The organism is Moritella sp. 5 (assembly GCF_018219455.1).
Classification (GTDB): domain Bacteria; phylum Pseudomonadota; class Gammaproteobacteria; order Enterobacterales; family Moritellaceae; genus Moritella.
Genome location: NZ_CP056122.1, coordinates 2,531,472 through 2,554,497 on the forward strand (window position 1 = coordinate 2,531,472; position 23,026 = coordinate 2,554,497).

Below are 23,026 nucleotides of genomic sequence, written 5' to 3' on the forward strand. Positions count from 1 at the left end.
TAACACTGCTATGATCCGCGCATAAACGAAAACTACAGGAATTCATAACCATGGCATCATTACAAGAACAGCTTTTAAAGGCCGGTTTAGGCGATGAGAAAAAAGCGAAAAAAATCCGCAAAGAAAAAAACAAAAAAAATAAAGCGGTACGCAAAAATCAGGCAAGTGCAGACACTAGCCTACAAGATGATATTAAAGCCCAAAAAGAAGCTCAAGCACAGTTAGATGCTGACCGAAATAAAGTGATCCAAGAAAAAATTGAGCTTAAGTCCGAGCATGGTAAAGTGAAGCAAATGATTCAACAACTTCACATCACCGATTTTGCTGGTGAGTTGTCGTTTAACTACGTGCTTGATAACAAGGTTAAGACACTATCTGTCGATCAACCAAGTTATAACGCATTAACTCGAGGTCAAATTGGCTTATGTGTGCTTGAAGGTAAATCTTATGTTATGCCGAGTATTGCTATCGACAAAATTAGAGCCGTTGATGAAGCATACGTACTGGTACTGAATGAAAACACCGCAACGGAAGTTGAAGAAGACGACCCATATGCTGATTTCCAGATCCCTGATGACCTAATGTGGTAATAAGAGAACATTAATCATGCGTCCTGCTAACCCCTAGCGTGTATCAGCTTATACACATTTTATGTGGGTTAGCTTTGGACTATAAATCGTAAATATAACCACTTATAAAATGATGACCATTTTTGTTAACACCGTCAGTTCTGGTTATTAATTCCGCTTTAAACCATCAATTCATGACAACATGTGAATAATCCTATCTGTTTATACGACAATCTCATATAATTTAACTATCTACCTTCCAATGAGTGATAGCCTTGTTAATTGAGAAAATTGTTGCTGATAAATTAGTCCCTGCCTTTGATCTAGGTTCGCGCTGTAAACTCGATGAGTTTGATACAGTAAAGCGAGACCAGTTATATCCTCAAAATAATCGACTCTTCACATTATTCCACAATACAGTAAGCGCTAAACTACTTGTAGCAACCGATTTTGAAGGCTTTGAACACACCAAATCATTTTCAGATATGTTGTCCTCGATGTCGACTAAACGTGCTAAATCCATTTGTTATATCGAAGATGTAACAAAAATAGGACGTGCACTCGCATTTGAAATTTGGCGAGATAAAACAGTCTTGTTCAAGCAAGTTATTAACAATATTATTGCGACAGGTAAATGTGCGGACGAACAGTTAAACTCGTGTATCATTAAGCCCTACCCGAGTCTTGTTCCGCTGTTATTGAACCTCAATGAATTTAATGTTGAACAGGCATTTAAGATCCTTACCAATGGCGAGACTGCAACACCGAATCTCGTTGATGCAAATAACCTTACCCAAACCACTTTATTTGGTAATCAAGACACGCTTTATACAAACGGCAGTTACAGCAGTAATGTCGCACAATTAACGCCAGGCCTAATACACCAAGCGCATAGTGGTTATATCCTAATCAAAATAGATGAGTTAATTAACAATCCTGATCTATGGTTTCAATTAAAAGCAGTAATTAAACAAGGTACATTGGGTTGGCGCTCAAGTAACCAAGCAGTACAAACGGAATTAAAACCAGATCCAGCCCCAATCGATGTAAAAGTTATTTTACTCGGTGACCGACTCGCCATTAGCCAATTAGCTGAAGGTGATAGAGAACTTACGAGTATTACAAATTCATTTATCGATTTTCCTGCTGAGTTTAATGTCACAGATCAAGATATCGAAAAATACATCGGTTATATTAAATCATTAATTACTGAGTCTCAGTTACTTCCCTTGTCTTCAAGTGGGCTAACACGTCTACTTCAACTAAGCAGTCGTTGGTGTGAACATAATAACTACCTTAGCTTAAATGAATCAAAATTAATGACATTGTTGAGCTATTGCCATCATGTGGCCTCAGAACAAAAGTTAGACATGATTGATCGTGATACCTTAAATACCGTGTTAACACTGCAACATGAAGCGTTAAATACGCACATTAGACTGAGTAACGAAGGTATTATCGAAAAACAGATTATCTTAGAAACCAATGGCGCTAAAATAGGTCAAATAAATGGTTTATCTGTTCTTGAGATAGATGGTCACCCAGAAAGCTTTGGTGAACCTATTCGTATTACAGCAACAGGACATTTAAATGGTGACGGTGATATCTCAGACGTTGAACGCAAAGCCGAGTTAGCGGGTAATATACACGCTAAATCTATGATGATTATTCAGGGCTTTTTTACACACACGTTTGCTAAACCAATGCCACTTCCTATTAGCGCCAATTTAGTCTTTGAACAATCCTATGGCGAAATTGATGGTGATAGCGCCGCATTAGCTGGTACCTGCGCATTACTATCTGTACTCGCACAGAAGCCGATTGCGCAACACCTCGCTGTTACTGGTGCAATCGACCAATTTGGTACTGTGCTTGCTGTTGGTGGGATTAACGAAAAGCTGGAAGGTTTCCTGCGTATCTGTGAATTAAACGGACAAACCAATATGGGCGTTTTGATTCCTGCGGCTAATATTGTAAATTTGAATTTAAGTGATAAGCTCATAACAGCAGTGAACGATAATCAACTGGCAATCTATCCTATTACGCACATTGACCAAGCCATAGAGCTGTTAATGGATATCAAAGCCGGTGACCTTGATGAAAATGAAGGGATCTATAGTATAATTCAGAAACTCGCCGACGAGATTGATGAAAAATTAGAAGACGATGAATCTGTTTTTGTAACCAAACTTAAACAATTGTACGCTAGAATAACCTTTAAACAGGGACGTGACAACTGATTGGACTTGTTAGGCGTACATATGTACGCTAAGATGGCTCCAAGATAACAAGGATATTATTATGATAAATGAATTAGAGGTTCAAGTGGTACCTATGTCAGCAACAGAGCGTAACAGCTTCGATAAAGAAGATTTAGTTAAATGTGGTAACGGTGAGTTATTTGATTCTGAGATTCGCCTTCCAAAAGACAATATGCTAATGATGGATCGCATTCTAAACATTGATAGTACAAGCGGTGAATTCGGTAAAGGCGAAATCATTGCAGAACTAGATATTACTCCTGATTTATGGTTTTTCGACTGTCACTTCGACAGTGATCCTGTTATGCCAGGCTGCTTAGGCCTAGATGCAATGTGGCAATTAGTTGGCTTCTTCTTAGGTTGGAATGGCGCTAAAGGTAAAGGACGTGCACTAGGTGTAGGTGAAGTTAAATTCACAGGTCAAGTATTACCAACAAATAAAAAAGTGACTTATAAAATTGTCATGAAGCGTGTTGTACTTCGTCGTTTGGTAATGGGTATTGCTGACGCTGAAATGCTTGTAGATGGTAAAGTAATTTATACTGCAAAAGATCTTAAAGTAGGCTTGTTCCAAGATACAAGCGTATTTTAGCTTGTTGAAAAACATGTAATTAAAAGGCCTCCCTATGGAGGCTTTTATTTACCTATAAGAAACTGAAATATAACAATTTAAATTTAATAACGTCCATATACTGACCACACACTCACCAATTAATAAAAACCTTATAACCAAAAGCTATCGCTATACATACAACCCCCCACCTAACTGAATAACCACCTGATTTACTTACAATTTCTTACAAAACCACGCTTGATAATAACTGTCATTTTCATTAATGTTAGCGCTAGCATTAATCCTGATGTGTTTAGATATATTCTACAGGAAAGTAATCATGAAGTGCTGTAAAGACTCAACAATGAGAAAAGTGAATCGAAACTGGTTTGAAAAATTATTTTATGGCAGTATTTATAAGTGTAATCACTGTGGCAAAAAGATTAAACTTAAAGCTGGCCATTATAAGAACAAATCATAGGCTAAGGACGTTACGTAGATTGTTTTAATTCGATAGAGTTAACCGCTGTTGTTTAATTATATTCCTTATGCAACAACAGATTTAGTTACTTCAGTTGGATTGTTGAAGTTACCTGTTCAAGAGAAAGTGTAGGCCGCTTGCAAGGTTTTTTTATTGCTTACTATTTATTACTGCTGTTATTGAAGTGACCAAAGCAGCGATCGCAAATAGTACCCTTTGCCAATGAAAGTTAACCCATGTTGATAGTTCATCACTTACCCCCATAATATTGATCGTTTGTTCAGAAAACGAAGCGTTAGTTGGAAGAAAATATACCGGAAAGTAAAGAATGTTAGCGAGGGTAAACGCGATGGTTAAACCCCAAAGAAGCTTGTTTTCTTTACTCATAAAGAAAGCTAAAACAGCGAAAATAAGAACCCCCGGACCTAATGGGATCATTAGGTTACCTATACTACTCCCGTATGCTGTAAACCAGTCCAAGAATGATTGAGGCTCGGTATTTTGCCAAAATGGCGCTATTACCAAACCAATCAAAACCATAGCACCAATAAATGCGCCATTTAACGCGATAGTAGAAATTTGAACCACATTCTTAGCGTTCGCAAAATTCATCATAATTCCTTCTCTGTAATTGTAAATTACATAGGGCGTCAAAATGCCCAATAGTTGTTAAGTTGTTATACTTATTTCCGTATAACGTGAATTTAAGTTTAGTGCCATTATGATTATAAACGTATCAAACTTGTCATTAATTACAAATAGATAAATAAAGATTTTCGAGGATAATCCAGATAAAACCGTTAGCTTTATGTTCCCAGCGACCGAATAGATATCTGATTTAGTGAAACCTGAACAGGTTTAAGTAATGGAGACTGTATTACCAGGTAATACTTATTGTTGTTAAAACGGAATATCTTATTGAGATGTTTGATGGCTGCCAGTTACGCTACATAGTTGACAATCACTTACATCAAAATATTTATAGATACTATATATTACGAAAAATAAATTTGTAATTCAAAGAAACTATATTATGAAAAAAAAAGTAATAAGCTTTATTGTGGGGATTTTATTTGCCACGTTTATATATACTTATATTCGCTATGAATATTACGAAATACCTTCGTCATCAATGCTACCGACTATTCAAGTAGGCGATATTATTGGTGCGGATAAGTTTGGAGAACCACAACGATTCGATATTGTGTCTGTGCTATTTAAGTCGAAGGATAATGCGTTCATAGTACGGTTAATAGGCTTACCAGGAGACTACATAACTTACATAGATAATAATCTATGTATTAATTCAAAGTGCTTAGAGAAGAATTCTCTTTATAGCACTAATGATAACACTATCTTTTCCGAAGGTAAGCAGACTGGCTATAACATTCAACTTCTCAATCAGAAGATAGTTCCTCTCGATATTCGAAATGATAGTTGGGAGTGGCATTTAAAAAATGATGAGTACATCGTTTTAGGTGACAATCGAGATGTTGCTAACGATAGCCGTTATTTAGGTATCATCAATAAAGATGATATTATCAGCGTTATTGACTTGGAAATGTAAGTTAACACCAAACTAAAAGTCCTTCCTATTTATCGTATCAGAGCAATTAGAAAAACGTCTTGGGTATGAAGGTTGGACTGATGATTAAGTTAATAGCTCCCTTTCAATATTTTCCCACATAAACTTATAACTTTACTACACTTCATACACATATATACAATTCAACATTTATTTTGTAGACAAGATCGGTCAAAAGGAACCATCGCTACTACTAATTCAGAAAAGAATGGCTAATAGCAATGGCTTAACTTATCTGAGATTAGTTAATTTTTAGGCAATACCACAGTAACTGTCATTGGATTAATACTGACTATATCCCCCGCTTTTGCTGTGACCGTTGTTGTTCCAAAATTAGTAGAACTAGGCCAGAGATAATCGCCTTGCATATCCACTATCTCAGGGTTTGCAGAAACCCACTCGACTCTATCTGAAATATCAATCCTAGTACCATTACTTTTTATTCCTATCGCGGTTGGTTGTATGTATAGAGTGTTGTCAAAAAATAACATGACTTCATTAGGTGTGATCTCTATACCCGAAAATTCTTGTTCTCTTTCTTCCACTTCGATTCTTACTGTTGGAGTGCTTAAACCACCGAATGTTGCGAGAAGATTCGTAGTAGAGTCTGCTTTAACTCCTATTAATTCAAAATAGTCATCTACTGGCTGTCTTGTATAGGCGGCATCAGGATTATCTACATAAAGTGAAGAAGAAAAAGACACAGGCCTAGTAGTTCCATCATCATATGTCGCACGGACCCTCAATAGTGTCTCGTCCCCAGCAGTTATAGACATAGATGTCACTTCTTTACCACCAGAAGTAATCTCTAATTTTTCTAGACCAGCATTAGTCACGGTTAAGATTCGTGTATCTTTGATCTGATCACGTGTTACATTAATGAAAGTTTTACCTGCAGTTTTCCCAGTTAAAAGAAAATAACGACCCCAGTTATAGCTTTCGGCTATAGCTTGATCATCGATGCTCCATGCGAGCTTTTTATTAGATAAAATAAGACTAGTACCATCTTGAAATGTACCAACTGCAGCTAATATGGCTGGGTTTCCTACCGCTACGGAAATCTCATGGTTTGATGAACCCAGTTGCTCAATTCTAATATTCGTCAATTCAGTACCAGTGATGTCAACAGAAACAAATGAGCTAATTTCCTCAAACTTAGCACGCATAGTTGTGTGACCAACCTCTTCTCCGCTTGCTACTAAATAACTACTATAAAGATTCTTATCAAAATTAATAACATTCGGGCTGTCAGATTTCCAGGTGACATATGGAGTAAGATCAAGATTACTGCCATCATCATATTTTCCGATAGCATGTAATAAAACTTCATATGTTTTAGGTATATTAAGGAAAACGATATTAGCATCGGCATCTACAGATGCTTGCTTTATTTCTAATTGCACTAATTTAGCATCAGTAACTTTTACATCTACTTCAGAACTTACTGTTCGATTCATTCTTGCCGAGATAACAGCGTCACCAGAAGTGATCCCCTTTACCGATACGATATTATAAAGAAGCTTATCTTCCTTAATAATATCCTTCCCATCGTCATTAACATTCCATTCTACAGATTGAGTAATATCTGCTGTTGTACCATCACTATAATACCCTGTCGCCTTTAATGGTAGAGAAGCTCCCTTAGGAATTGTTATAGCAGGAGGTGTGATTTTTATGTCTTCTAACACTGGATCATTTTTACTATTTCCATCATCAGTTGCATGATCACTTCCACATCCTCCTAATAAGAGTGATACAAAAACACATAAAATCAAACTAAGTTTTTTATACATATACGACCTTTTCTAAATATAGATTCAACCAATAAGTGTGATTAGCTTTTATAATTGAGCCTGTGAAACTTAGTAAAGTATATAGTACATAGGGATGGCTTAGTAATAACATGAGGACTAAAAGTATCAACTTAAGGACAAATTGGGAATCGCTTTTATTTAAAAATATCAGACTGAAATGCTCTGGATTTTATAAAGGTTTTTTAACCAGCTCAGTAACGAAAAACACCTCCACATGGGAGGCGTTATTATATCAAAATCTGAGTGCTAAGGTTCCCAACTAAGGGTGTTATCGCTATTCAAGGCTGCTTTTTTGCTAGCATTTAGGGTAACTGAACGAGTATTAGGATCAAACTTGACAGAGGTTTTAGGAAAAGAAAAGCTTGAAACATTTATTTTTAAATCAAATTCATTTACATATGGTCGTTTTCGATAAGTAAGTTCCATCGCTGAGCTACCATCACCACATGTTAAAATTTCGTGCCCACCCGTAAGCATCAGTAGACATGTCATTTCATTATCAAACGAAACAAAACCACCTAAACCGTAGTAACGATCACCAAGCTGATTAGATTGATCTTCAAAAATATCCTTAGAGGCTAAATTTGTTGGGCTATTTTTTTTCATTACAATATGGACGGAAGTATTATTTATAACGTAACTTCTGAATAAAGCATCTTGGTTATCGTTAGTTTTTCCTGCCATATAGTTTCTTAGGTTATCCATACTTGGAACTTCTGGAAGATTAAGATCGGAAAAGATATTGTTTATAACCTGATCATAAAAAGCTGATACTAACCTGGCTGTGTTTTCAACCTTCTCTGTGTCGACATTACCCCCATCATTTAAATTTAGAATATCAAGGTTAATGGCATGTTCTGGTTTATATGGTTTCTGTGGCTCAGCGGGTGTAACTGTAGTAGTAGAACCACCACCACCGCCACCACAACCTGTCAAAGCCATAGCTATCAAACCTAAAGCAAGATTATTTTTGAACTGTTTGGTCTTGATTTTCATTTTAACCTATCCCTATATTAAAATTTATTAACTTGAACTTGGGGCGAAACTGAACTAAAACTAGCTTTCGACCAAAACATTCTATAGCAGGTGCTCGCTTTAAATTAATCCTAATTCATCAGCAGGCATAACCCTACTTTTAAACGATCCAGTAGTATCTTTATAAATGATATAGTTGTACTGTTTACCAGAAGAGAAAGTGGTTTCAGGGTCCGTAATAGATTGAACTATCTGGTCTAGCCTTCCGCTCAGTTTCTTTTTAATAACAAATTTATCCAAGTCTCCCATCGTTAGGCTACATGATAGTGTAGCCTCTCCAGCGCCAGAAATAGACTTATAAGAAAACGGAGTTTTATCAATAGTACCGCTATTGCAATAGGCATCTAAGTATAATGTGTTATCTCCAGAAAGATTAAAAATCTTAATTTCAACATTTTTACCCAGACTTACGGTATTAGATGAATAAGGTGTAAAGATTTGAATGTTCGCCTTATTTTTCGATTTTTTCCCTGTATCAGGTACAGCAATAAAAAGTCGACTTCTTTCTGGCCCTCTAATAATGGAATTCATTATGTTAGAGATTATGTTTTTAGTATTGCTATCGACAACGGAGTAAGCAAAAACACTCCCACTACCAAAGTTAAGGTTATTCTTATTTAAGGTATTAAGGGGGCTAACATTCGTAATAGAATTCACGCCCAAACCGCGGCTAATTATAAAATCTAACGCCCTATCTGTAAGGTTAACGTTTGTAATTGAAAAAATGTTAACAACTGCTTTTCCTGTACTTCCTGTACTTCCTGTACTTCCTGTACTTCCTGTACTTCCTGTACTTCCTGTACCATCATTATCAGATCCACAGCCTGCAAGAAGCGTAACAAGAAGTAAAAAAAATAATTTATTCATTAACAATATCCTTTCAATACTAACCAGATGGATAGGTATCATATCTTCTAAGTTCAAGAATACAGGCAAAAAAAATGTAAGCATTTGTAATGCTTTGTGGGCACGCATGTTCACCGAAACGCTTACAACCTTGTTAACCATCTGGAACAAAGTTTATTTTCGATAGACCTGCATCTCGCATACTGTTACCAACACGAGTCAAATCCCCCCCCAGTCCACGGATTACCTTTTTTCATTATTTTATGTCGGTGCTAATGGCGATTTTGTCGGCATATATTGCGGACAGTTTTTGTCGTTGGCTTGGATTAGATGAAGGGTTGAAGACTGCCATTATTGGTATTTCGGCTTATGTGGACCCGCTTTTTTTAACGGGGGTTAATGCTCTGGCTAAAGCTGTATCAAAAGACCCTAAGCACTTTTTAGGTATTATAGAGGAACAAATCATGAGTTGGATTACTCGCTGTTTAGCTTTATTTCGGCACCGATTACGACTGCAGAAGCTAACCTTAAATTGGCCAAGGTGGATTCGGAAAGTGAGCTTCCAACCATTCATCTTCTGATATTAAAACAGCATCGTTTTCGATAGCCACAACCTTGGATTTCGTTGTCTTACCCGCTCCCATCTTGCCACAGAAGAAGAACAGTTTTCCCTGATTTTTCATCTTTTCTCTTTTTACGCATTACACCGTGCTAAGCTAATCTGCCTCCAACATATGTCTACACTTTGCAAAGCAAAAATGCCATGTGTTGGATCGCCTGTTAGGTACTTAGTAATTTGGACATGTAAAACTCGTCGACATACTGGTCATCGATTTTCATCGCGCGTCGTTTGACACCCTCAACCTCAAAACCACGAGATAAATAGAGATTATACGCGGGCTCATTGTGGCACATAACTGTAAGCTCTAGTCTCGTAAAGTCATGCTCTGAAGCCCAGCATTCAAGATGCTCTAATAATTGCTTCCCATAGCCATTTCCAGAGGCACTCTGCTTGATACCTATAACACAATACATTGAGTGCTTATTTCGATTTGCAGTATTGCCGATACCAACAATGAAACCATTAATGCCCGAGGAGTTCGCTAATACAAACATAGACTGCGACTGACTTTCGCTAAATGATTCAATAATCTTAGTTTGTTGCTCTATCGTAGTTGTCCTTTCTCCATACTCAAGCAGCATAAATTGTGTTTCACTATCCAGATACAGCATCAGTTCTAACATAGACTGAGCATCACTGACTTTAACTTCTCGAATATCCACTTGAATCTCCTTTCTCATGAGCACCTAACGTCAAGCTAAACGGCGCAGTTTAGCCATCTTTTATAAATAAAAACCTAGCCTTCATTATTAAGTTGTTTCTGGCGCTACTTTTTTAAGTCCAAAAAATCACGACGAACAACTAAGATGTGACAATCCACCCACCTCAAAGAACTCAGGCGGTTTCAACCTATAGTATTTATCCTCCACATCCTTCGACTGCTCTGCATATGGCTGTGTCATCACATCCTGCAGTTCTCGGATTAAAGCGTAATTTCCCGCAGTTGCTTGCTGATAAGCAGGCATAACAAACCACTCTCGCAAAATGTATTTTGGATTGACTAGCTTCATCTGCCTAGAGATTTCCTCACTGGTTCGGGGCGATCTAGCATTAGCATCACAGGCGCTGTTGAGGATGGTTTTCCATTTTTCGAGCCACTCAGCCCAGCGCTTGTCCATCTCTTTGGACTCTGAATAATGCGGCGAATTATTGTAGAAGCTTTTCTTGAGTGGGCCAATGTCGTCGGGTATCGACGAGAGCTCACGGAAGAAGATAGTGTAATCGACAGGAGTTTGTATCATGAGCGTTTCTAGCTCTCTGAACAGTACGTTACAAAGAGCCTTGTGAGAGGCAGTGTTCAAAGTGCTAAGACCCAGCTTGGCAGCCCACATCGTTTCCATTTGCGCGTGCATTACTTTCGAAAATCCACTTTGAATCTCGTCGAGCTCGAGCAAATAGTCCTGATGCGACGCCAGCAACGGCCGTAACGCTGAACAAAACATGTCGAAGTTTCTTTGCGCTGCTTTTGGTTGGTTCATGAACGCAAAGTGACGACCACCACCCGTCCAAGGCTGATAATACGGGTTAAACACATCGCAAAAGCCGAAGGGACCATAATCAAGTGTAAAGCCACCGACTGCGCAGTTGTCGCTGTTGAAGTTACCCTGACAGAAGCCGACGCGGATCCAGTTAGCCACCAGCAACGTGAGGCGGCTACGAAACTCGCGCGCCAGTAACACCACTTTTTCTGAGGTGGTGAGTTGCCTATCGACAACGTCAGCGTACTCACGATCAATCAAGTGCAGCACAATTTTCTCGAGTTCCGCCATCGCGTTCAGGTGTTCGTTTTTACGAGTACGGCGAGCGAAAAGTTCGAGTTGGCCTACACGGATGAACGACGGTGCGACACGTGTCGAGATGGCGACGGCTTCAGATATAAGCATGTCGGGATTTTCCGAGCGCGAGCCCTGCGAGTACCACGGTCGCTTTACCTTCTCCGTTTTTGAAACGTACAAACTCAAAGACCGTGATGTGGGTACGGCCAGTGCGTGCATGTGTTCCTGAGCCAAGAACTCACGGATACTAGACCGCAAGACAGCGCGACCATCCGCGCCGCGGCAATATGGCGTGCGGCCGCCACCTTTCAGCTGCATTTCCCAGCGTCGACCGTTGATGACTGCCTCAAGCACAGAAATTGCACGACCGTCTCCATATCCGTTGCCGGTTTGGAACGGGCATTGCTGGATGTATTCAGTGCCATAAATGGAAAGTGCGTACCCACTCGCCCAACCTACCTTGCGCATCGGCTCTGGAACCTGAGAAATGTCCCCGGAGAACATGCGAACGAAGTCGGAGGACTCTGCAATACTGTCGGCGAAGCCAAGCTCGGAAAAAAAGGTTTTGCTGTGCGCTACATACTCTGGGTCTTTGATTGGCGTAGGATTAACGGGGACATAATGCCCCGTGAAGACTTGTCGCGGCGCGTGGTCGGCCCCGTTTTCTCTCGCATCAGGATCACAGTTGAGCGTGTCCATGAGGGAATAATTTGCCAACTTCGCAAGATCGCTAAGCGTTGATATAGTCGAGGAAGTTTTCTGAGGCCGTCGGTTAGTCATAATTGTTTATACCAAGCTCGTAAAGATAAATTTTAATACTTTGTATCTTACCCCGTTATTTATGTGTATTGCTCGAAGTACTCGTTAATTGTGTATTTTTCTGCGAAATATGGACTAATTGGTAAATTAAGATTTAGTTTTTCAATATCTATAGCGCCAAAGCCATTATGTATTTCAAACTCGTCCCAACTGATTTTGCAAACACGTTCAATAATTGAATTCTTATAAAGTAGATCTGCAAACGCCTCGGGTGTATAGCCTTTTCTTTCTGCAATGATGTGTTGGCGTGGATTAATATTATTTTGGGACACTAATGTATAATAAAAATCTGCCACATCGAATACATGAACATACTGATTATAACCGGTACTAGGAATTGCCACTGTAACAGATGAATTTTTCCAACCTTCAATAATACGGCGCATTTGGCACGACTTACCACCATAAATAATGCTCGGGCAATAAACAACATTCCAATTTAAAGATAAAGAATCATGTATGGTTTGTTCGTCATCTTTGACCATTTCGAAAGGACGTAAGGTGAAATCATTTAGCTCTTTTTCATTTGCATTACCAAATAGCCAAACACCTGACGTATGTATTTTTTTTGCAGTTTCTGACGCAAAAAGATTTAAATTTGAAAGTAAATCTCTCTCAATCCGGCTAATCTCTTCAGGCGTGTATCTTTTCCAATGTGCACGGGCGCAATTAATGACCACATCAAAGCTCCCGTGCATTTCAGTATTTTTACTTGAAATATTTCTATTGTCACATTTATCGCTTGTACCATCTCGGCTATAGACATAAACATCAACACCTTTAGCTTTGAATAGATCTCTTACATGACTTCCAACATATCCATTTGAACCTGCAATAAGTAATTTCATACTACCTCGGGAATTAGATCTACACATAAAATCTGTATAACAGGACTCTCGACTTTCCAAATCTATTCAGCCTAGTCAGTAACGACTAATCAAATGAAAAATAAGATAAAATACCAATGTGATATTAAAGCAGATTCTTAGAAAGTGTGCAGTCCTGTTATTTATTTTAGAAGTCATATTAATGATTAACAAGACTTCATATACAACTGATTCTATTGGATTTTTAATATATAGAAAAGGAAAAAAGACTTTTATCTGACAAACTGAGACTCAGCTTAGAAATAAACAAATAATACGATATAAAACCATAACTTATCATTGCGAACGGCGGCGTTTTTGCGGCATTAGGATGGGTAGTGTTGGGTACAGTAACACCGTTTCACTGTGCAGAAACTGTCAACCCAGCCGCTTTCAAATCAACGATGCCGTAATGACGAATGTTTTTACCCGCTTTGATAGCACACAATTTCCAAACTGTACTCTGTACACTCACCGCCAGAATCTATTGCTTTAAAACCCAGTTTCTCTAAAACGGCAGAACTCCGAGTATTCCAAGAATTAACACCAGCCCATATACGGCCTCGATACCCAGCACTATAAATGTGAAAAAGTAACGATTTACACATTTGAGTTGCCACTCCTTGCCCCCAAAATTCAGGCCTGACCCAATACGCCAAAGCTAAACAGTTTTCCCGTGGAAGTAGAGTAACCTGACCAACAACTACTGAGTCAGATGAAAGACAGCATGTCCACACATAGCACTTGCCAGTTTCCCAATCTAAAATCTTATCCAAGCACCAACTTTTAGCTTGCTCCAGCGTTTCAATCTTGGCCAAAGGCAGAGATGAAGGAAACTCTTTTGAACAAACCGCCCCAAACAATGCCACTGCATCATCTATACAGATGGGGCTGAAGATAAACGTTGAACTCTCAAATTCTCTCGCAAAACCCAAAGGTTACTCCTTGTGAACCAACACCACCAACACCGGAGAGCGAATCGATACCGGTGCTTGGTCTTGCTAGCTATGGCCAAAGGCTATCTGCCTCTACTGCTGCTATCTTGACACCGAAACTCGAAATATTAGGTAACGTCGCATTATGATGTGCTCGAATTTGAGCACCACTAGCGTGCGTTGTATGAGCATCCGAAACCACACACAATTAAACTATCAACTTCTAGCTCTTTTAAAAGACTTTGAAGGCTCGTATTCAAAAACGAGTCTGGCGTTGTCTTACGCACGAAATGATCACCACTTTGTGTAATTAGGCTCGACTGTAAAGCCCAACCTTCGCTACCATGTTCGATGACAGTATCAGGTTGTTCATGCTGAATAAAGATGACTGGAACTGACTTAGCACCATGAATACAAATATAATTTAGAATTTCAAATGTAGAAATCCGTGTTGATACGATTGTTATGGTAATTGTCTTACACGCAGTTTAAGTAAGCAAAATAGCCATTACTTTAAACTTGCTTGAATAATAAGTAATTCAATATCTTCAACTGAATCATTTAATAAACCATGAGTACCAAAGCGTTTATTCACAATCATATCGCCAGCAACCACTCGTTTGCTTACACCCTCAATAATCATTGAGCCAACACCTTTGAGGATTATATACATTTCTTCATCGTCTCCGTGAGAATGCTCTCCCATTGAACTACCTGGCGGCATAATGACACGAATAGCAAAATCCCAAGCACCATCAAAGTCTTTACGTCTAAATACACGGTAAATATCAATAGAGCCAACACCATCATGACTGTTGTTATCAACTTCTTTATCACAGTTGTAGAAATTACGAATCATTACTGTCCCTTTCTATTTTTCCCAATTAATAACATTTGTTTTTAAAGACTTAAGTCGGCTTTTCTTCGTTAACAAGCATATCAATGAATTTTTCAAATCGCCTTTGTCTGGTTTCGGGTTTCTTCGCACTTGTCAATCCATACGCAATGACAAAATGACTCGATTTATTAAGTGTTTGAAAGAATTGTTTAGCCTTCGGCTTGCTCGCTAATGCTGCTAGGAAATCCATCGGCACTTTCATTTCGCTTGTCACATAGGCGTTCTCCCACCGGCCGTCTGCTTTGGCAGCACGAACAAGTACGAGTCCAGGCTCCGTCATTCGGCCTTCGCTTATCAAACGCTCCACATGCTCTCGATTCCTTTTTGACCAGTTGCTTCGCGCTTTCCTAGGAGTAATTCGCTGGAGATAGGCTTGGTCATCAATTGACTTCTTAATACCGTCAATCCAACCCCAGCACAAAACCTCAATAACGACATCGTTCCAAGTCACACTCGGAATCCCAGTCTTTATCTTGAATATCTTCACCCACAGTTCACTTTCGATGACATGATTCACCTTAAGCCACTGGGCAAGATCTTTCGGCGATGCAAAGGCCATTATTTTCGCTGGATTGGGTTCAGGCATAAAACTAGGTCCTCTTCAGCATAACCCTCATTATGAGGCCTACTACATATGCCTTGCTTATCGGCATGGTATTTTATCGACTCTTCGTTGATGCCTACCGCCCTCAAAGCTTGGACCGATAAAGGCTTGTGTTATTTCTTTCGCCATTTCTAGGTCTATAAACCTTGCTGGTAGAGATAGCATGTTTGCATCATTATGCGACCGAGCCAATTCAGCCACTTCAGTATTCCAAGCTAAAGCACAACGTACGCCTTGATGTTTATTAACAGTCATAGCAATACCATTGCCACTCCCACATATTATGATCCCTAATTCAAAGTCACCACCTTCGATTGCTTTTGCTACTGGATGTACAAAGTCTGGATAGTCACATGAATCAGTCCCATAAGGACCAAAATCTTTAATAGTAAACCCTTGGCTTTCTAATAAGTCAATTAGCTCTTTTTTATATTCAAATCCGGCATGATCGCCACCTAATGCAATTTTCATATTTTAATACACAACCCTCAATAATAGGTGAATGGCTCGATACTTAGTGCTATTGCCGTAAACGCCCCTCTAATAAGTTAATAAGTTAACTATATGCTGGTGGACGATTTGCACAGCAATGGCAGACAGCCTTGGTGACTCTTAATTCAGAGGCTTGTTATAAACCTTCTAACGACTTGCGTAAGTCATTTATGTTTTGAATTCCCAAATTACTGCTTTGCCAACGAAACTTATCACCCTCGAAACGTGGGAATACATGTAGATGATAATGACCTAAATCATTAAACTTACCATTATTTTGAATAAAGCTGATGCCATCAGGGTTAAACTTAGAATCCAACCTACGGTATAAATCTCTAGCCACTTCATTTATCTCTTTGAATACTAACTCTGGAACATCAATGAAATTTTCATAGGGAAACGTTGGGGCTATAAGTAAATGCCCAAAGTTAATAGGATCATAGTCCGCAAAAGCAATAACGTTAGCTGACTCAAAAATGATAACAGCGTCTATTTCACGACTAACTATTTGTTCAACTATCGTCATATTTTCCTTATACTTTCGATTTGGCTTAAAACACCCAAATAATGGGCTAAAAATTGTTGGCTAAATGTTGAAGAACGAAAACAGTCACTGTTTTTATCCTTATTAATTAGCTTATTATAAGTCACTACACATCATAGTAACCTACAGTTAATGTGCTAGCGTTTTCCATTCCTATACCAACACTAGTAACGCGACCACTCTTACTCCAAGTCACATTATAGCTACTACCATTATTGATAATCTCTAAATCAAGCTCAGCCAGAAAAATGCTATTTTCATCAAAATACTTGATTTGGTAGTTGCCCTCGAATTCAGAATTTGCATTCCCAGTAGCTAAACCTGTGCCTCTTCCATAATCATCGTGCACCCAAACTGCTTTTAGCTCGCCAGTGACATCACCTTTTGAATATTGAACATGACCTATATTTGACAATTTAATCACCAATCCTGAGTTGACTTATAGACATAATGACTCCCACAAGGTGCTAGCCTCCAACTTCGTGGGTTAGTTTTAAAAACCAGAGCCATAATATATTTGTCAAAAATATAAAACTGGAGACTAGCATGAGTAAACATAACATAGTTTTTATTGGCATGGACACGCACAAATCATTTATTGAGGTCGTTTATATCGAAGATGTGCGTGGCGTCAAACCAATTCATCTGGGTAAGAATCCATCAACTAAACAATCAGTTACAAAATTGGGGCGTCGGTTCGAATCAAAATACCCACATGCAACGCTGCACTTCGTTTATGAAGCCGGTCCTTGTAGTTATTGGATATAACATCGCTAGGCCATTGTTGCTAAGTGACTCAAGTCTGAAGACCTGACTGTGATCTACGTGCCCGAACCAGAAGAGTTAGCGTATAGAATCAAGCATCGGGGGTGGCAAAATCACCGACGGCGTTAGGATGGTAGCTAATCAAAGTTAGCTGATCCACGAATATCAGCATGATAACCGACGAATATACTTGCTTCATTCTTACGTTAACTCACTTTATTTAATAAAGTGAATTTATAGCTATATTTTTAGCAAGGACCTCTGTGTTTTACTTAACGTGGGGAGTCATACCAATGTCCATTTAAGGGGCTGGAAATAGTTTGCTAAAATGTGTAGCGAAGCGAAACCGAACAAACTGTTAGCAGTCCCATTTTAAATTTAGATAGTAAGCTCGCTCAGCTCCACTATCGGGATGCGGATCTTCAGTTTTTTTCCAGCCCATTGCTTTATACAAACTTGTAGCGGCTTCCATTTTATCCCATGTTTCTAAGTAGATGGCATCTTGCCCAGATAACTTTGCACGTTGAATAGCAGCACTCAATAATTTTTTGCCTACGCCTTTACCTTGCTGATTATCTGAAATATAAAACCCAACAAGTTTTGCTACATTTTCTTTATGTACTTTCAGTATAATTGAACCAATAACAACATTATCCAAGCAAGCCACAAGCTGTGCGATTGAACCTTCATAATTTTTTCCAAACTGTCCAAGTTCATAATCAAGAAATGCAAAGTCAGGTTCAAGCCCGTAGCTCTTCATGATAGGAGATGCAATAGCCTGAATTGCTTTTGCATCAGTTAATGTTCCGTCTCTAACGATGATATTATCACGCATAATGAACTCGCTTATAACGCCGCGTTAAGTATGTTTAGCGTAGATTAACGTACTATCTAACTCACCAGACGGCAGACGCCTAGCGTTGTTTAATTGGGCTTCCAGTTGATACCCACAACGCTTCGCAACCAACTGACTCTTAGTATTTGAGCCCGCCATTTTAATTTCTACTCGCTTAGCTTCCTTTTCAAGAAAGGCGTACCTTTCCACTAGTTTAACGGCTTCACTAACGTAACCAGTGCCCGTTTTGGACGTTTGTAGCCAATAACCTATTTCAAAGAAAGGAACAGATCCATCTCGAACAATAAATCCGACTGCGCCAATAAATGAGTCAGTTTCTTTCTCTATGATGTTGAACCAAAACTCACCAATAAACGCCTCGTAGTTTCTTATTGCCTCTTGAGTGTTTTTGACGACATCATCTTTCGTGAGAGATTCTGTAACCCAAGGCAAGAATTGAGAAAACTCGGCTCTACTATCCTCAATTACTTCATACATTGGTTCGGAAAATTCCAACGATGGTGGAGCTAACTTAAGTCTTTCACTTTCCATATGAACTCCCAGTTTGTTGTGCTCAACAATATGATAGAACATGATTTTCGTGAAGTTCACCATCAATGTCAAAGTTTAGCTCACCAATAGTTGTAAAATCCAAATGGCGATAAAAACGAAGGGCACTTTCATTTTTTACCCATGTTGATAACCAAAATGGATACCCATGTTGAACTTTGATTTTATCAAGCAATTTTCGACCAATGCCTTTCCCATGAAAATGTTCAGACACATATAGTGTTTTCACTTCATATCCATTCATGGCGCAACCAAAGGTCGAGGCTAAATCGACAACAATAAAACCAACAAGGTGTTCATCTTTGGTGTAAACCCAAATGTTACACGTTGAATCATCCAACATATTATTAAAATATTGCTCTGTAAACGTAGACAATGCATAGTGGGAAAGCTTTGTTCTGATACCTTGCGTTGCATAAGTGTGTAACCAAACCTGCAGCGATAAAACAGCCAAATTGATACAGTCACTTTGTGTGGCTTTTCTTATCATGCGTTAACCTCGTGCAGCATATAACACCGTTTGACCTTTATGTTTCTTTAAACCAACCACAATCCATGCATTTTTTACCATGTTTATAAAAAAACAAAGGGAACCCTAACAATATAAATAATAGGAATGCAGGCTTTTTACCTTTAGTGTAATTAATAACATTACCACTACTACATTGAGCGCATTGTTCGGGCTTTTCTTTAAAAGCTAAATCTACATCCTCAGAAAAATTCATGTCTAATATGGCTTTTGCTTCAGTTTCAAATTCCTCAGGGACAAATAGCCTCACTCCTCCAATAGCATTGGAGTAAAGCCATTGCATATTAACTGTGTGTTCATCCGCAATATAAGCGGGAATCCCCTCACTTTCTAAGCTAGCTTTAGCTATATTTGCGTCCAAAGGAAATGAATATTTAGACACTACAACAAATTTACTCATACCCCTCCTAGAAGCATAACAGTGTTTATACGGCGCTCCGTATAAACAACTAGATTACCGTTTCACTCACCTCGTGTAAACGGCGTCAATGTAAGACAGTGTAATTCATATATTTTTGAGCCTGCCCATTGCTAATGGTAGCGATAATAATTATCATTACCCAAAATCTGTATTTAACGATATCTCCGCAGGAAAAGTAAGAATGAAGTGCTGTAAAAAGTCAATAATGGTAAAAGTGAATAGAAAATGGTTTGAAAAACTAATTTATAGCAGTATCTATAAATGTAATAACTGTAACAAATCGATTAAGCTTAAAGCAAGTTAGTTGGCCAGCCCATATAAACTCATAATGCGCTGTTTGTTAAATTTTAATTATATTTTTAGGCGTTAATAGTATCCAACAAACAGCATCTCTTTTCTTACTGAGTTATGCTTAATCCCTTCACTGCCCTGCTTTCTTCATTGCGAACCAACATTTTTCGCAGCTGAGACAGCAGGACAGGTCACGCAAGTATCAATAATTAACGCTTATCTTTAAAGCTATTAACTGCTGTTGATACACTTTCAGCACCTTCATAAATTTCATTCATGATAGAAGATACTTCTGTTATTTTTAAATTAGTCTCATCTGCTACAGAACCAATTTTAACCATAGAGTCTGTCACGTCATTCGTTAATATAAGATTTTTGCTTACAACTAAATTGATTTCTTCAGTTGATGCTGACGTGCGAGAGGCTAGCTGGCGGACCTCATCAGCAACAACAGCAAAACCACGCCCTTGCTCACCCGCTCTTGCCGCTTCAATCGCAGCATTAAGTGCGAGTAGGTTCGTTTGCGCTGCAATCCCGCTAATGGTTTTAACTATTTCAGACACATCTTTAGATAAAACACCCAGCTCTTCTACTTGTTGTATCGATAAGTTTATATTTCCCAACATCTTGTTAGAAAGCTCAACGGAATCATGAAGTACCTTGCTTCCTTCTAGCGCGACTTGAGATGTTTCGACTGCAGTACTATATGCAATGTTTGCAGCATCTGATATTTCTAATTCCCTCATCACGTCTGAAGTTATATCTGATGCAAGTTTGACGACTTTATATACCTTGCCATTCGCATCAAAAACAGGGCTATACGATGCTTGGATCCATACTTCTTTCCCATTCATATCTTTTCGTAAGAAACGTCCAGAAAAGGTATGACCATTAGAAAGTTTTTCCCAAAAGTCGGGTTGTTCTTGATAAAAACTATCGAAGCAAAACATGCGATGATGCGAATCTTTTACTTGGTCTAAAGTGTATGAAAAAGTGTCCAAGAAAAGTGAATTGGCATCTATCACTGTTCCGTTCGGCTCGAACTCAATAACGGCAAAGCTGCAATTAAGCGCCGTAATTAAATCCTTTTGAGTCTGTGCTTGATTATATTGAATAGTGATATCACTGGCTATTTTCATTACCCCATCAACAACATTATCTTTGATAATAGGGAAATAGGTAGCTTCAATAACAACTTCATCTCCAGATTTTTTATAGCGCTTGAACGTTCCAGACAGGGCCTTACCACGAGAAAGATCATTCCAAAAATTGCTATATTCATGGCTAGTAGTAAATTCTTGACTACAAAAAATACGGTGATGCTCACCTTCAATTTCATCAAGACTATACCCTAACGCTTTGAGAAAAAGTGGGCTAGCCGTTTTTATGTTACCCTTTTTATCAAATTCAATCGCTGCTACTGAATTATTAATAGAGTCGACAATATCATCGTTATAAGTAGGCTTCGGTATTGCAGGTGACTTTTTCTTAAAAAACATTCTATCTCTCAAGTTATTATCTATATTAAATTATGACCAGTATAGCGAATATAGGTTAAATTAAAATCGACGGCTTAAGCTCCCTTACACCTGCTTACATATACTTACAGCTATATTCGATATGTAAAACTTGCTAGTATACAGAATGAAACCATCTAGATTATTTACACTATTTTAAATTATCTAGATGCCGAATATCCTGAAAAGTCTCTGTCACCAAAGGACACTGAGCTATTAGAAAAAGCACTAAAATGGGAAAAATACTGTGATGTAGAAATTGGAGTCCATATTCGTCGCTATTGTTATCATATTTTATTAGCAGAACCGAAAATTGTAATCCCCTTCTTCACTCAAGGCGGTCCTTTTTGGGGGCCTTTATTTTTTAAGCTCTTTTTTTCGAAGCTCGAACCTACAATGCGTAAAGTAATGGCTATCGATGAAAATGGTGCTAAAAAATCAGAAGCCCGTATTCAGCAAGCTATTGATAAATTGCATGACGAATACCAACAACGTGAGTTTCTAGTCGGTGATAGTTTTAGCCGTGCAGATCTAGCCGCGGCATCATTATTAGCGCCTTTAATCACTCCCAAAGGTTATGGTCTAGATTGGCCCGACGCTATGCCTGCAAGGTTACAAGAATTTATCGATAAAAATGAAACGAAGTTAGATAAATTTCATTACTTATATCGCGATTTTCGATGAATTCTATGACTTACAACTATACGCAGTGCAGAATAGGAATAAACGTGCGTAGGATTAGTCTATTAATCTAGTTTATGGCACCATTTTCAACACAACATTTCATTAATTACATCAATTTAAGTAAAACATGGTTGAATGAAACTGCAATAAATGTAACATGGTTATTTTGGCTTTAAAATGGAATTAACCATATGAAAATAAATGTAATTTCGCTTAGTCTGCTTTGCTTATCAACATCAACAGCCTATGCTTCTGACATCGACTCATGTAAAGACATAAGTGGTATCTGGAAGTCTCAGGACAATTCCCATAGCTACACGATGAAAATTTCGCCATCTAGCGATTTATGTGGAGATAACTGCGTGTCCCTTGATGTGAGTTACACTCTAGATCAGGAGCATAAAAATAAACTAATCTGCTATGAAGGAAAAGCAGGTGTAAGTGGACAAGTACCTATGGTGTTAGCTTTTGAAGGGAAATATGGTGGACACTCTATTGGTTCATACAACCGAGAGTTAGAACTTATGTGGACTGGTGTAATACCTAAAAGAAAAGATGGAACTTGGGTTACTAGCATGGATAGTTATTGGTTTAAGAAAATGACTAACTAAAAGTAGAATAAATATTTTAGTTATTTAACCATTGAATTTTAGAAGGGAGTAATGAGAGGCTAACCCTCCCATTACTTTATTAATCATAGCTTTAATTCTACATA

General features: G+C 38.4%; 26 protein-coding genes and 1 pseudogene. 7 read left to right on the forward strand and 20 right to left on the reverse strand.

Annotated elements, in window-relative coordinates:
- Positions 1–50: 50 nt before the first annotated feature.
- The 3 genes from HWV01_RS11445 to fabA all read left to right on the forward strand — a co-directional run bounded on the left by HWV01_RS11445 (position 51) and on the right by fabA (position 3,422).
- Positions 51–590 carry a DUF2058 domain-containing protein gene (locus HWV01_RS11445; protein WP_211671528.1) on the forward strand — a complete coding sequence of 180 codons (540 nt, stop codon included), beginning with the start codon at positions 51–53 and terminating at the stop codon, positions 588–590.
- A 245-nt stretch (positions 591–835) separates the two neighbouring features.
- The gene (locus HWV01_RS11450) at positions 836–2,809 is read left to right on the forward strand and encodes an AAA family ATPase (RefSeq protein WP_249185280.1); all 1,974 of its coding nucleotides are present in this window, start codon (positions 836–838) and stop codon (positions 2,807–2,809) included.
- 94 nt (positions 2,810–2,903) lie between these two features.
- Complete coding sequence (gene fabA / locus HWV01_RS11455) at positions 2,904–3,422, forward strand: bifunctional 3-hydroxydecanoyl-ACP dehydratase/trans-2-decenoyl-ACP isomerase (RefSeq protein ID WP_211675836.1); 519 nt, start codon at positions 2,904–2,906, stop codon at positions 3,420–3,422.
- Positions 3,423–4,014: 592 nt separating this feature from the next.
- Here fabA and HWV01_RS11460 read toward each other — a convergent pair.
- On the reverse strand, positions 4,015–4,479 hold the full coding sequence (locus HWV01_RS11460; RefSeq protein ID WP_211671532.1) for a DUF1772 domain-containing protein: 465 nt from the start codon (positions 4,477–4,479) through the stop codon (positions 4,015–4,017).
- A gap of 418 nt (positions 4,480–4,897) precedes the next feature.
- Here HWV01_RS11460 and lepB point away from each other — a divergent pair, with 418 nt between their 5' ends.
- Entirely contained in the window at positions 4,898–5,431 is a 534-nt protein-coding gene (lepB, locus tag HWV01_RS11465) for a signal peptidase I (protein WP_211671534.1), read from the forward strand.
- Between the two features lie 263 nt (positions 5,432–5,694).
- Here lepB and HWV01_RS11470 read toward each other — a convergent pair whose 3' ends face one another.
- The 14 genes from HWV01_RS11470 to HWV01_RS11535 all read right to left on the reverse strand — a co-directional run bounded on the left by HWV01_RS11470 (position 5,695) and on the right by HWV01_RS11535 (position 17,114).
- Positions 5,695–7,242, reverse strand: a complete 1,548-nt coding sequence (locus HWV01_RS11470; RefSeq protein ID WP_211671536.1) for an Ig-like domain-containing protein — start codon at positions 7,240–7,242, stop codon at positions 5,695–5,697.
- 267 nt (positions 7,243–7,509) lie between these two features.
- Complete coding sequence (locus HWV01_RS11475; protein ID WP_211671544.1) at positions 7,510–8,259, reverse strand: hypothetical protein; 750 nt, start codon at positions 8,257–8,259, stop codon at positions 7,510–7,512.
- A 99-nt stretch (positions 8,260–8,358) separates the two neighbouring features.
- The gene (locus HWV01_RS11480) at positions 8,359–9,165 is read right to left on the reverse strand and encodes a hypothetical protein (protein WP_211671547.1); all 807 of its coding nucleotides are present in this window, start codon (positions 9,163–9,165) and stop codon (positions 8,359–8,361) included.
- Positions 9,166–9,671: 506 nt separating this feature from the next.
- Complete coding sequence (locus HWV01_RS11485) at positions 9,672–9,827, reverse strand: AAA family ATPase (RefSeq protein ID WP_211671550.1); 156 nt, start codon at positions 9,825–9,827, stop codon at positions 9,672–9,674.
- A 97-nt stretch (positions 9,828–9,924) separates the two neighbouring features.
- Positions 9,925–10,446 (reverse strand): GNAT family N-acetyltransferase, encoded by a 522-nt coding sequence (locus HWV01_RS11490; protein ID WP_211671552.1) that lies wholly within the window; start codon positions 10,444–10,446, stop codon positions 9,925–9,927.
- Positions 10,447–10,554: 108 nt separating this feature from the next.
- The gene (locus HWV01_RS11495; RefSeq protein ID WP_211671555.1) at positions 10,555–12,321 is read right to left on the reverse strand and encodes a YdiU family protein; all 1,767 of its coding nucleotides are present in this window, start codon (positions 12,319–12,321) and stop codon (positions 10,555–10,557) included.
- Between the two features lie 59 nt (positions 12,322–12,380).
- A complete protein-coding gene (locus tag HWV01_RS11500; protein WP_211671559.1) occupies positions 12,381–13,208 on the reverse strand; it encodes an NAD(P)-dependent oxidoreductase in 828 nt (275 codons plus the stop codon).
- A 443-nt stretch (positions 13,209–13,651) separates the two neighbouring features.
- Positions 13,652–14,161: a GNAT family N-acetyltransferase gene (locus HWV01_RS11505; RefSeq protein ID WP_211671563.1), complete on the reverse strand. Its 510-nt coding sequence runs from the start codon at positions 14,159–14,161 to the stop codon at positions 13,652–13,654.
- 170 nt (positions 14,162–14,331) lie between these two features.
- A complete protein-coding gene (locus tag HWV01_RS22505; RefSeq protein WP_371816360.1) occupies positions 14,332–14,634 on the reverse strand; it encodes an isochorismatase family protein in 303 nt (100 codons plus the stop codon).
- Between the two features lie 35 nt (positions 14,635–14,669).
- Positions 14,670–15,020 carry a cupin domain-containing protein gene (locus tag HWV01_RS11515; protein ID WP_211671565.1) on the reverse strand — a complete coding sequence of 117 codons (351 nt, stop codon included), beginning with the start codon at positions 15,018–15,020 and terminating at the stop codon, positions 14,670–14,672.
- Between the two features lie 49 nt (positions 15,021–15,069).
- Positions 15,070–15,645: a YdeI family protein gene (locus HWV01_RS11520; protein WP_211671568.1), complete on the reverse strand. Its 576-nt coding sequence runs from the start codon at positions 15,643–15,645 to the stop codon at positions 15,070–15,072.
- A gap of 57 nt (positions 15,646–15,702) precedes the next feature.
- Positions 15,703–16,134 carry a ribose 5-phosphate isomerase B gene (rpiB, locus tag HWV01_RS11525; RefSeq protein WP_211671571.1) on the reverse strand — a complete coding sequence of 144 codons (432 nt, stop codon included), beginning with the start codon at positions 16,132–16,134 and terminating at the stop codon, positions 15,703–15,705.
- 157 nt (positions 16,135–16,291) lie between these two features.
- A complete protein-coding gene (locus HWV01_RS11530; protein ID WP_211671574.1) occupies positions 16,292–16,681 on the reverse strand; it encodes an HIT family protein in 390 nt (129 codons plus the stop codon).
- A 124-nt stretch (positions 16,682–16,805) separates the two neighbouring features.
- A complete protein-coding gene (locus tag HWV01_RS11535) occupies positions 16,806–17,114 on the reverse strand; it encodes a hypothetical protein (RefSeq protein WP_211671577.1) in 309 nt (102 codons plus the stop codon).
- 131 nt (positions 17,115–17,245) lie between these two features.
- Between HWV01_RS11535 and HWV01_RS11540 the strand changes: the two are divergent.
- Positions 17,246–17,487 (forward strand): annotated as a pseudogene (locus HWV01_RS11540) (IS110 family transposase); the annotation flags it as partial.
- 335 nt (positions 17,488–17,822) lie between these two features.
- Here HWV01_RS11540 and HWV01_RS11545 read toward each other — a convergent pair.
- The 5 genes from HWV01_RS11545 to HWV01_RS22510 all read right to left on the reverse strand — a co-directional run bounded on the left by HWV01_RS11545 (position 17,823) and on the right by HWV01_RS22510 (position 21,609).
- Positions 17,823–18,299 (reverse strand): GNAT family N-acetyltransferase, encoded by a 477-nt coding sequence (locus HWV01_RS11545; RefSeq protein ID WP_211671582.1) that lies wholly within the window; start codon positions 18,297–18,299, stop codon positions 17,823–17,825.
- A 24-nt stretch (positions 18,300–18,323) separates the two neighbouring features.
- Positions 18,324–18,851: a GNAT family N-acetyltransferase gene (locus HWV01_RS11550; protein WP_211671588.1), complete on the reverse strand. Its 528-nt coding sequence runs from the start codon at positions 18,849–18,851 to the stop codon at positions 18,324–18,326.
- A 22-nt stretch (positions 18,852–18,873) separates the two neighbouring features.
- A complete protein-coding gene (locus HWV01_RS11555; RefSeq protein WP_211671591.1) occupies positions 18,874–19,359 on the reverse strand; it encodes a GNAT family N-acetyltransferase in 486 nt (161 codons plus the stop codon).
- Between the two features lie 37 nt (positions 19,360–19,396).
- Entirely contained in the window at positions 19,397–19,798 is a 402-nt protein-coding gene (locus tag HWV01_RS11560) for a DUF2007 domain-containing protein (protein ID WP_211671594.1), read from the reverse strand.
- A gap of 521 nt (positions 19,799–20,319) precedes the next feature.
- A complete protein-coding gene (locus tag HWV01_RS22510; RefSeq protein ID WP_211671596.1) occupies positions 20,320–21,609 on the reverse strand; it encodes a PAS domain-containing methyl-accepting chemotaxis protein in 1,290 nt (429 codons plus the stop codon).
- A gap of 414 nt (positions 21,610–22,023) precedes the next feature.
- Here HWV01_RS22510 and HWV01_RS11570 point away from each other — a divergent pair, with 414 nt between their 5' ends.
- Positions 22,024–22,311, forward strand: coding sequence for a glutathione binding-like protein (locus HWV01_RS11570; protein WP_211671599.1), 288 nt, complete (start codon positions 22,024–22,026; stop codon positions 22,309–22,311).
- 191 nt (positions 22,312–22,502) lie between these two features.
- Positions 22,503–22,922 carry a hypothetical protein gene (locus HWV01_RS11575; protein WP_211671603.1) on the forward strand — a complete coding sequence of 140 codons (420 nt, stop codon included), beginning with the start codon at positions 22,503–22,505 and terminating at the stop codon, positions 22,920–22,922.
- Positions 22,923–23,026: the final 104 nt, after the last annotated feature.

Bases quoted from the DNA above. Each gene is read 5' to 3' on its own strand.
- HWV01_RS11515 (WP_211671565.1), bottom strand. From the start codon at position 15,020: ATGATTCGTAATTTCTACAACTGTGATAAAGAAGTTGATAACAACAGT.
- HWV01_RS11475 (WP_211671544.1), bottom strand. From the start codon at position 8,259: ATGAAAATCAAGACCAAACAGTTCAAAAATAATCTTGCTTTAGGTTTG.
- HWV01_RS11555 (WP_211671591.1), bottom strand. From the start codon at position 19,359: ATGATAAGAAAAGCCACACAAAGTGACTGTATCAATTTGGCTGTTTTA.
- HWV01_RS11460 (WP_211671532.1), bottom strand. From the start codon at position 4,479: ATGATGAATTTTGCGAACGCTAAGAATGTGGTTCAAATTTCTACTATC.
- HWV01_RS11485 (WP_211671550.1), bottom strand. From the start codon at position 9,827: ATGAAAAATCAGGGAAAACTGTTCTTCTTCTGTGGCAAGATGGGAGCG.
- HWV01_RS11470 (WP_211671536.1), bottom strand. From the start codon at position 7,242: ATGTATAAAAAACTTAGTTTGATTTTATGTGTTTTTGTATCACTCTTA.
- HWV01_RS22510 (WP_211671596.1), bottom strand. From the start codon at position 21,609: ATGTTTTTTAAGAAAAAGTCACCTGCAATACCGAAGCCTACTTATAAC.
- HWV01_RS11520 (WP_211671568.1), bottom strand. From the start codon at position 15,645: ATGCCTGAACCCAATCCAGCGAAAATAATGGCCTTTGCATCGCCGAAA.
- HWV01_RS11575 (WP_211671603.1), top strand. From the start codon at position 22,503: ATGAAAATAAATGTAATTTCGCTTAGTCTGCTTTGCTTATCAACATCA.
- HWV01_RS11500 (WP_211671559.1), bottom strand. From the start codon at position 13,208: ATGAAATTACTTATTGCAGGTTCAAATGGATATGTTGGAAGTCATGTA.
- lepB (WP_211671534.1), top strand. From the start codon at position 4,898: ATGAAAAAAAAAGTAATAAGCTTTATTGTGGGGATTTTATTTGCCACG.
- fabA (WP_211675836.1), top strand. From the start codon at position 2,904: ATGTCAGCAACAGAGCGTAACAGCTTCGATAAAGAAGATTTAGTTAAA.
- rpiB (WP_211671571.1), bottom strand. From the start codon at position 16,134: ATGAAAATTGCATTAGGTGGCGATCATGCCGGATTTGAATATAAAAAA.
- HWV01_RS11550 (WP_211671588.1), bottom strand. From the start codon at position 18,851: ATGGAAAGTGAAAGACTTAAGTTAGCTCCACCATCGTTGGAATTTTCC.
- HWV01_RS11560 (WP_211671594.1), bottom strand. From the start codon at position 19,798: ATGAGTAAATTTGTTGTAGTGTCTAAATATTCATTTCCTTTGGACGCA.
- HWV01_RS11490 (WP_211671552.1), bottom strand. From the start codon at position 10,446: ATGAGAAAGGAGATTCAAGTGGATATTCGAGAAGTTAAAGTCAGTGAT.
- HWV01_RS11530 (WP_211671574.1), bottom strand. From the start codon at position 16,681: ATGACGATAGTTGAACAAATAGTTAGTCGTGAAATAGACGCTGTTATC.
- HWV01_RS11545 (WP_211671582.1), bottom strand. From the start codon at position 18,299: ATGCGTGATAATATCATCGTTAGAGACGGAACATTAACTGATGCAAAA.
- HWV01_RS11480 (WP_211671547.1), bottom strand. From the start codon at position 9,165: ATGAATAAATTATTTTTTTTACTTCTTGTTACGCTTCTTGCAGGCTGT.
- HWV01_RS11445 (WP_211671528.1), top strand. From the start codon at position 51: ATGGCATCATTACAAGAACAGCTTTTAAAGGCCGGTTTAGGCGATGAG.
- HWV01_RS11570 (WP_211671599.1), top strand. From the start codon at position 22,024: ATGCGTAAAGTAATGGCTATCGATGAAAATGGTGCTAAAAAATCAGAA.
- HWV01_RS11495 (WP_211671555.1), bottom strand. From the start codon at position 12,321: ATGACTAACCGACGGCCTCAGAAAACTTCCTCGACTATATCAACGCTT.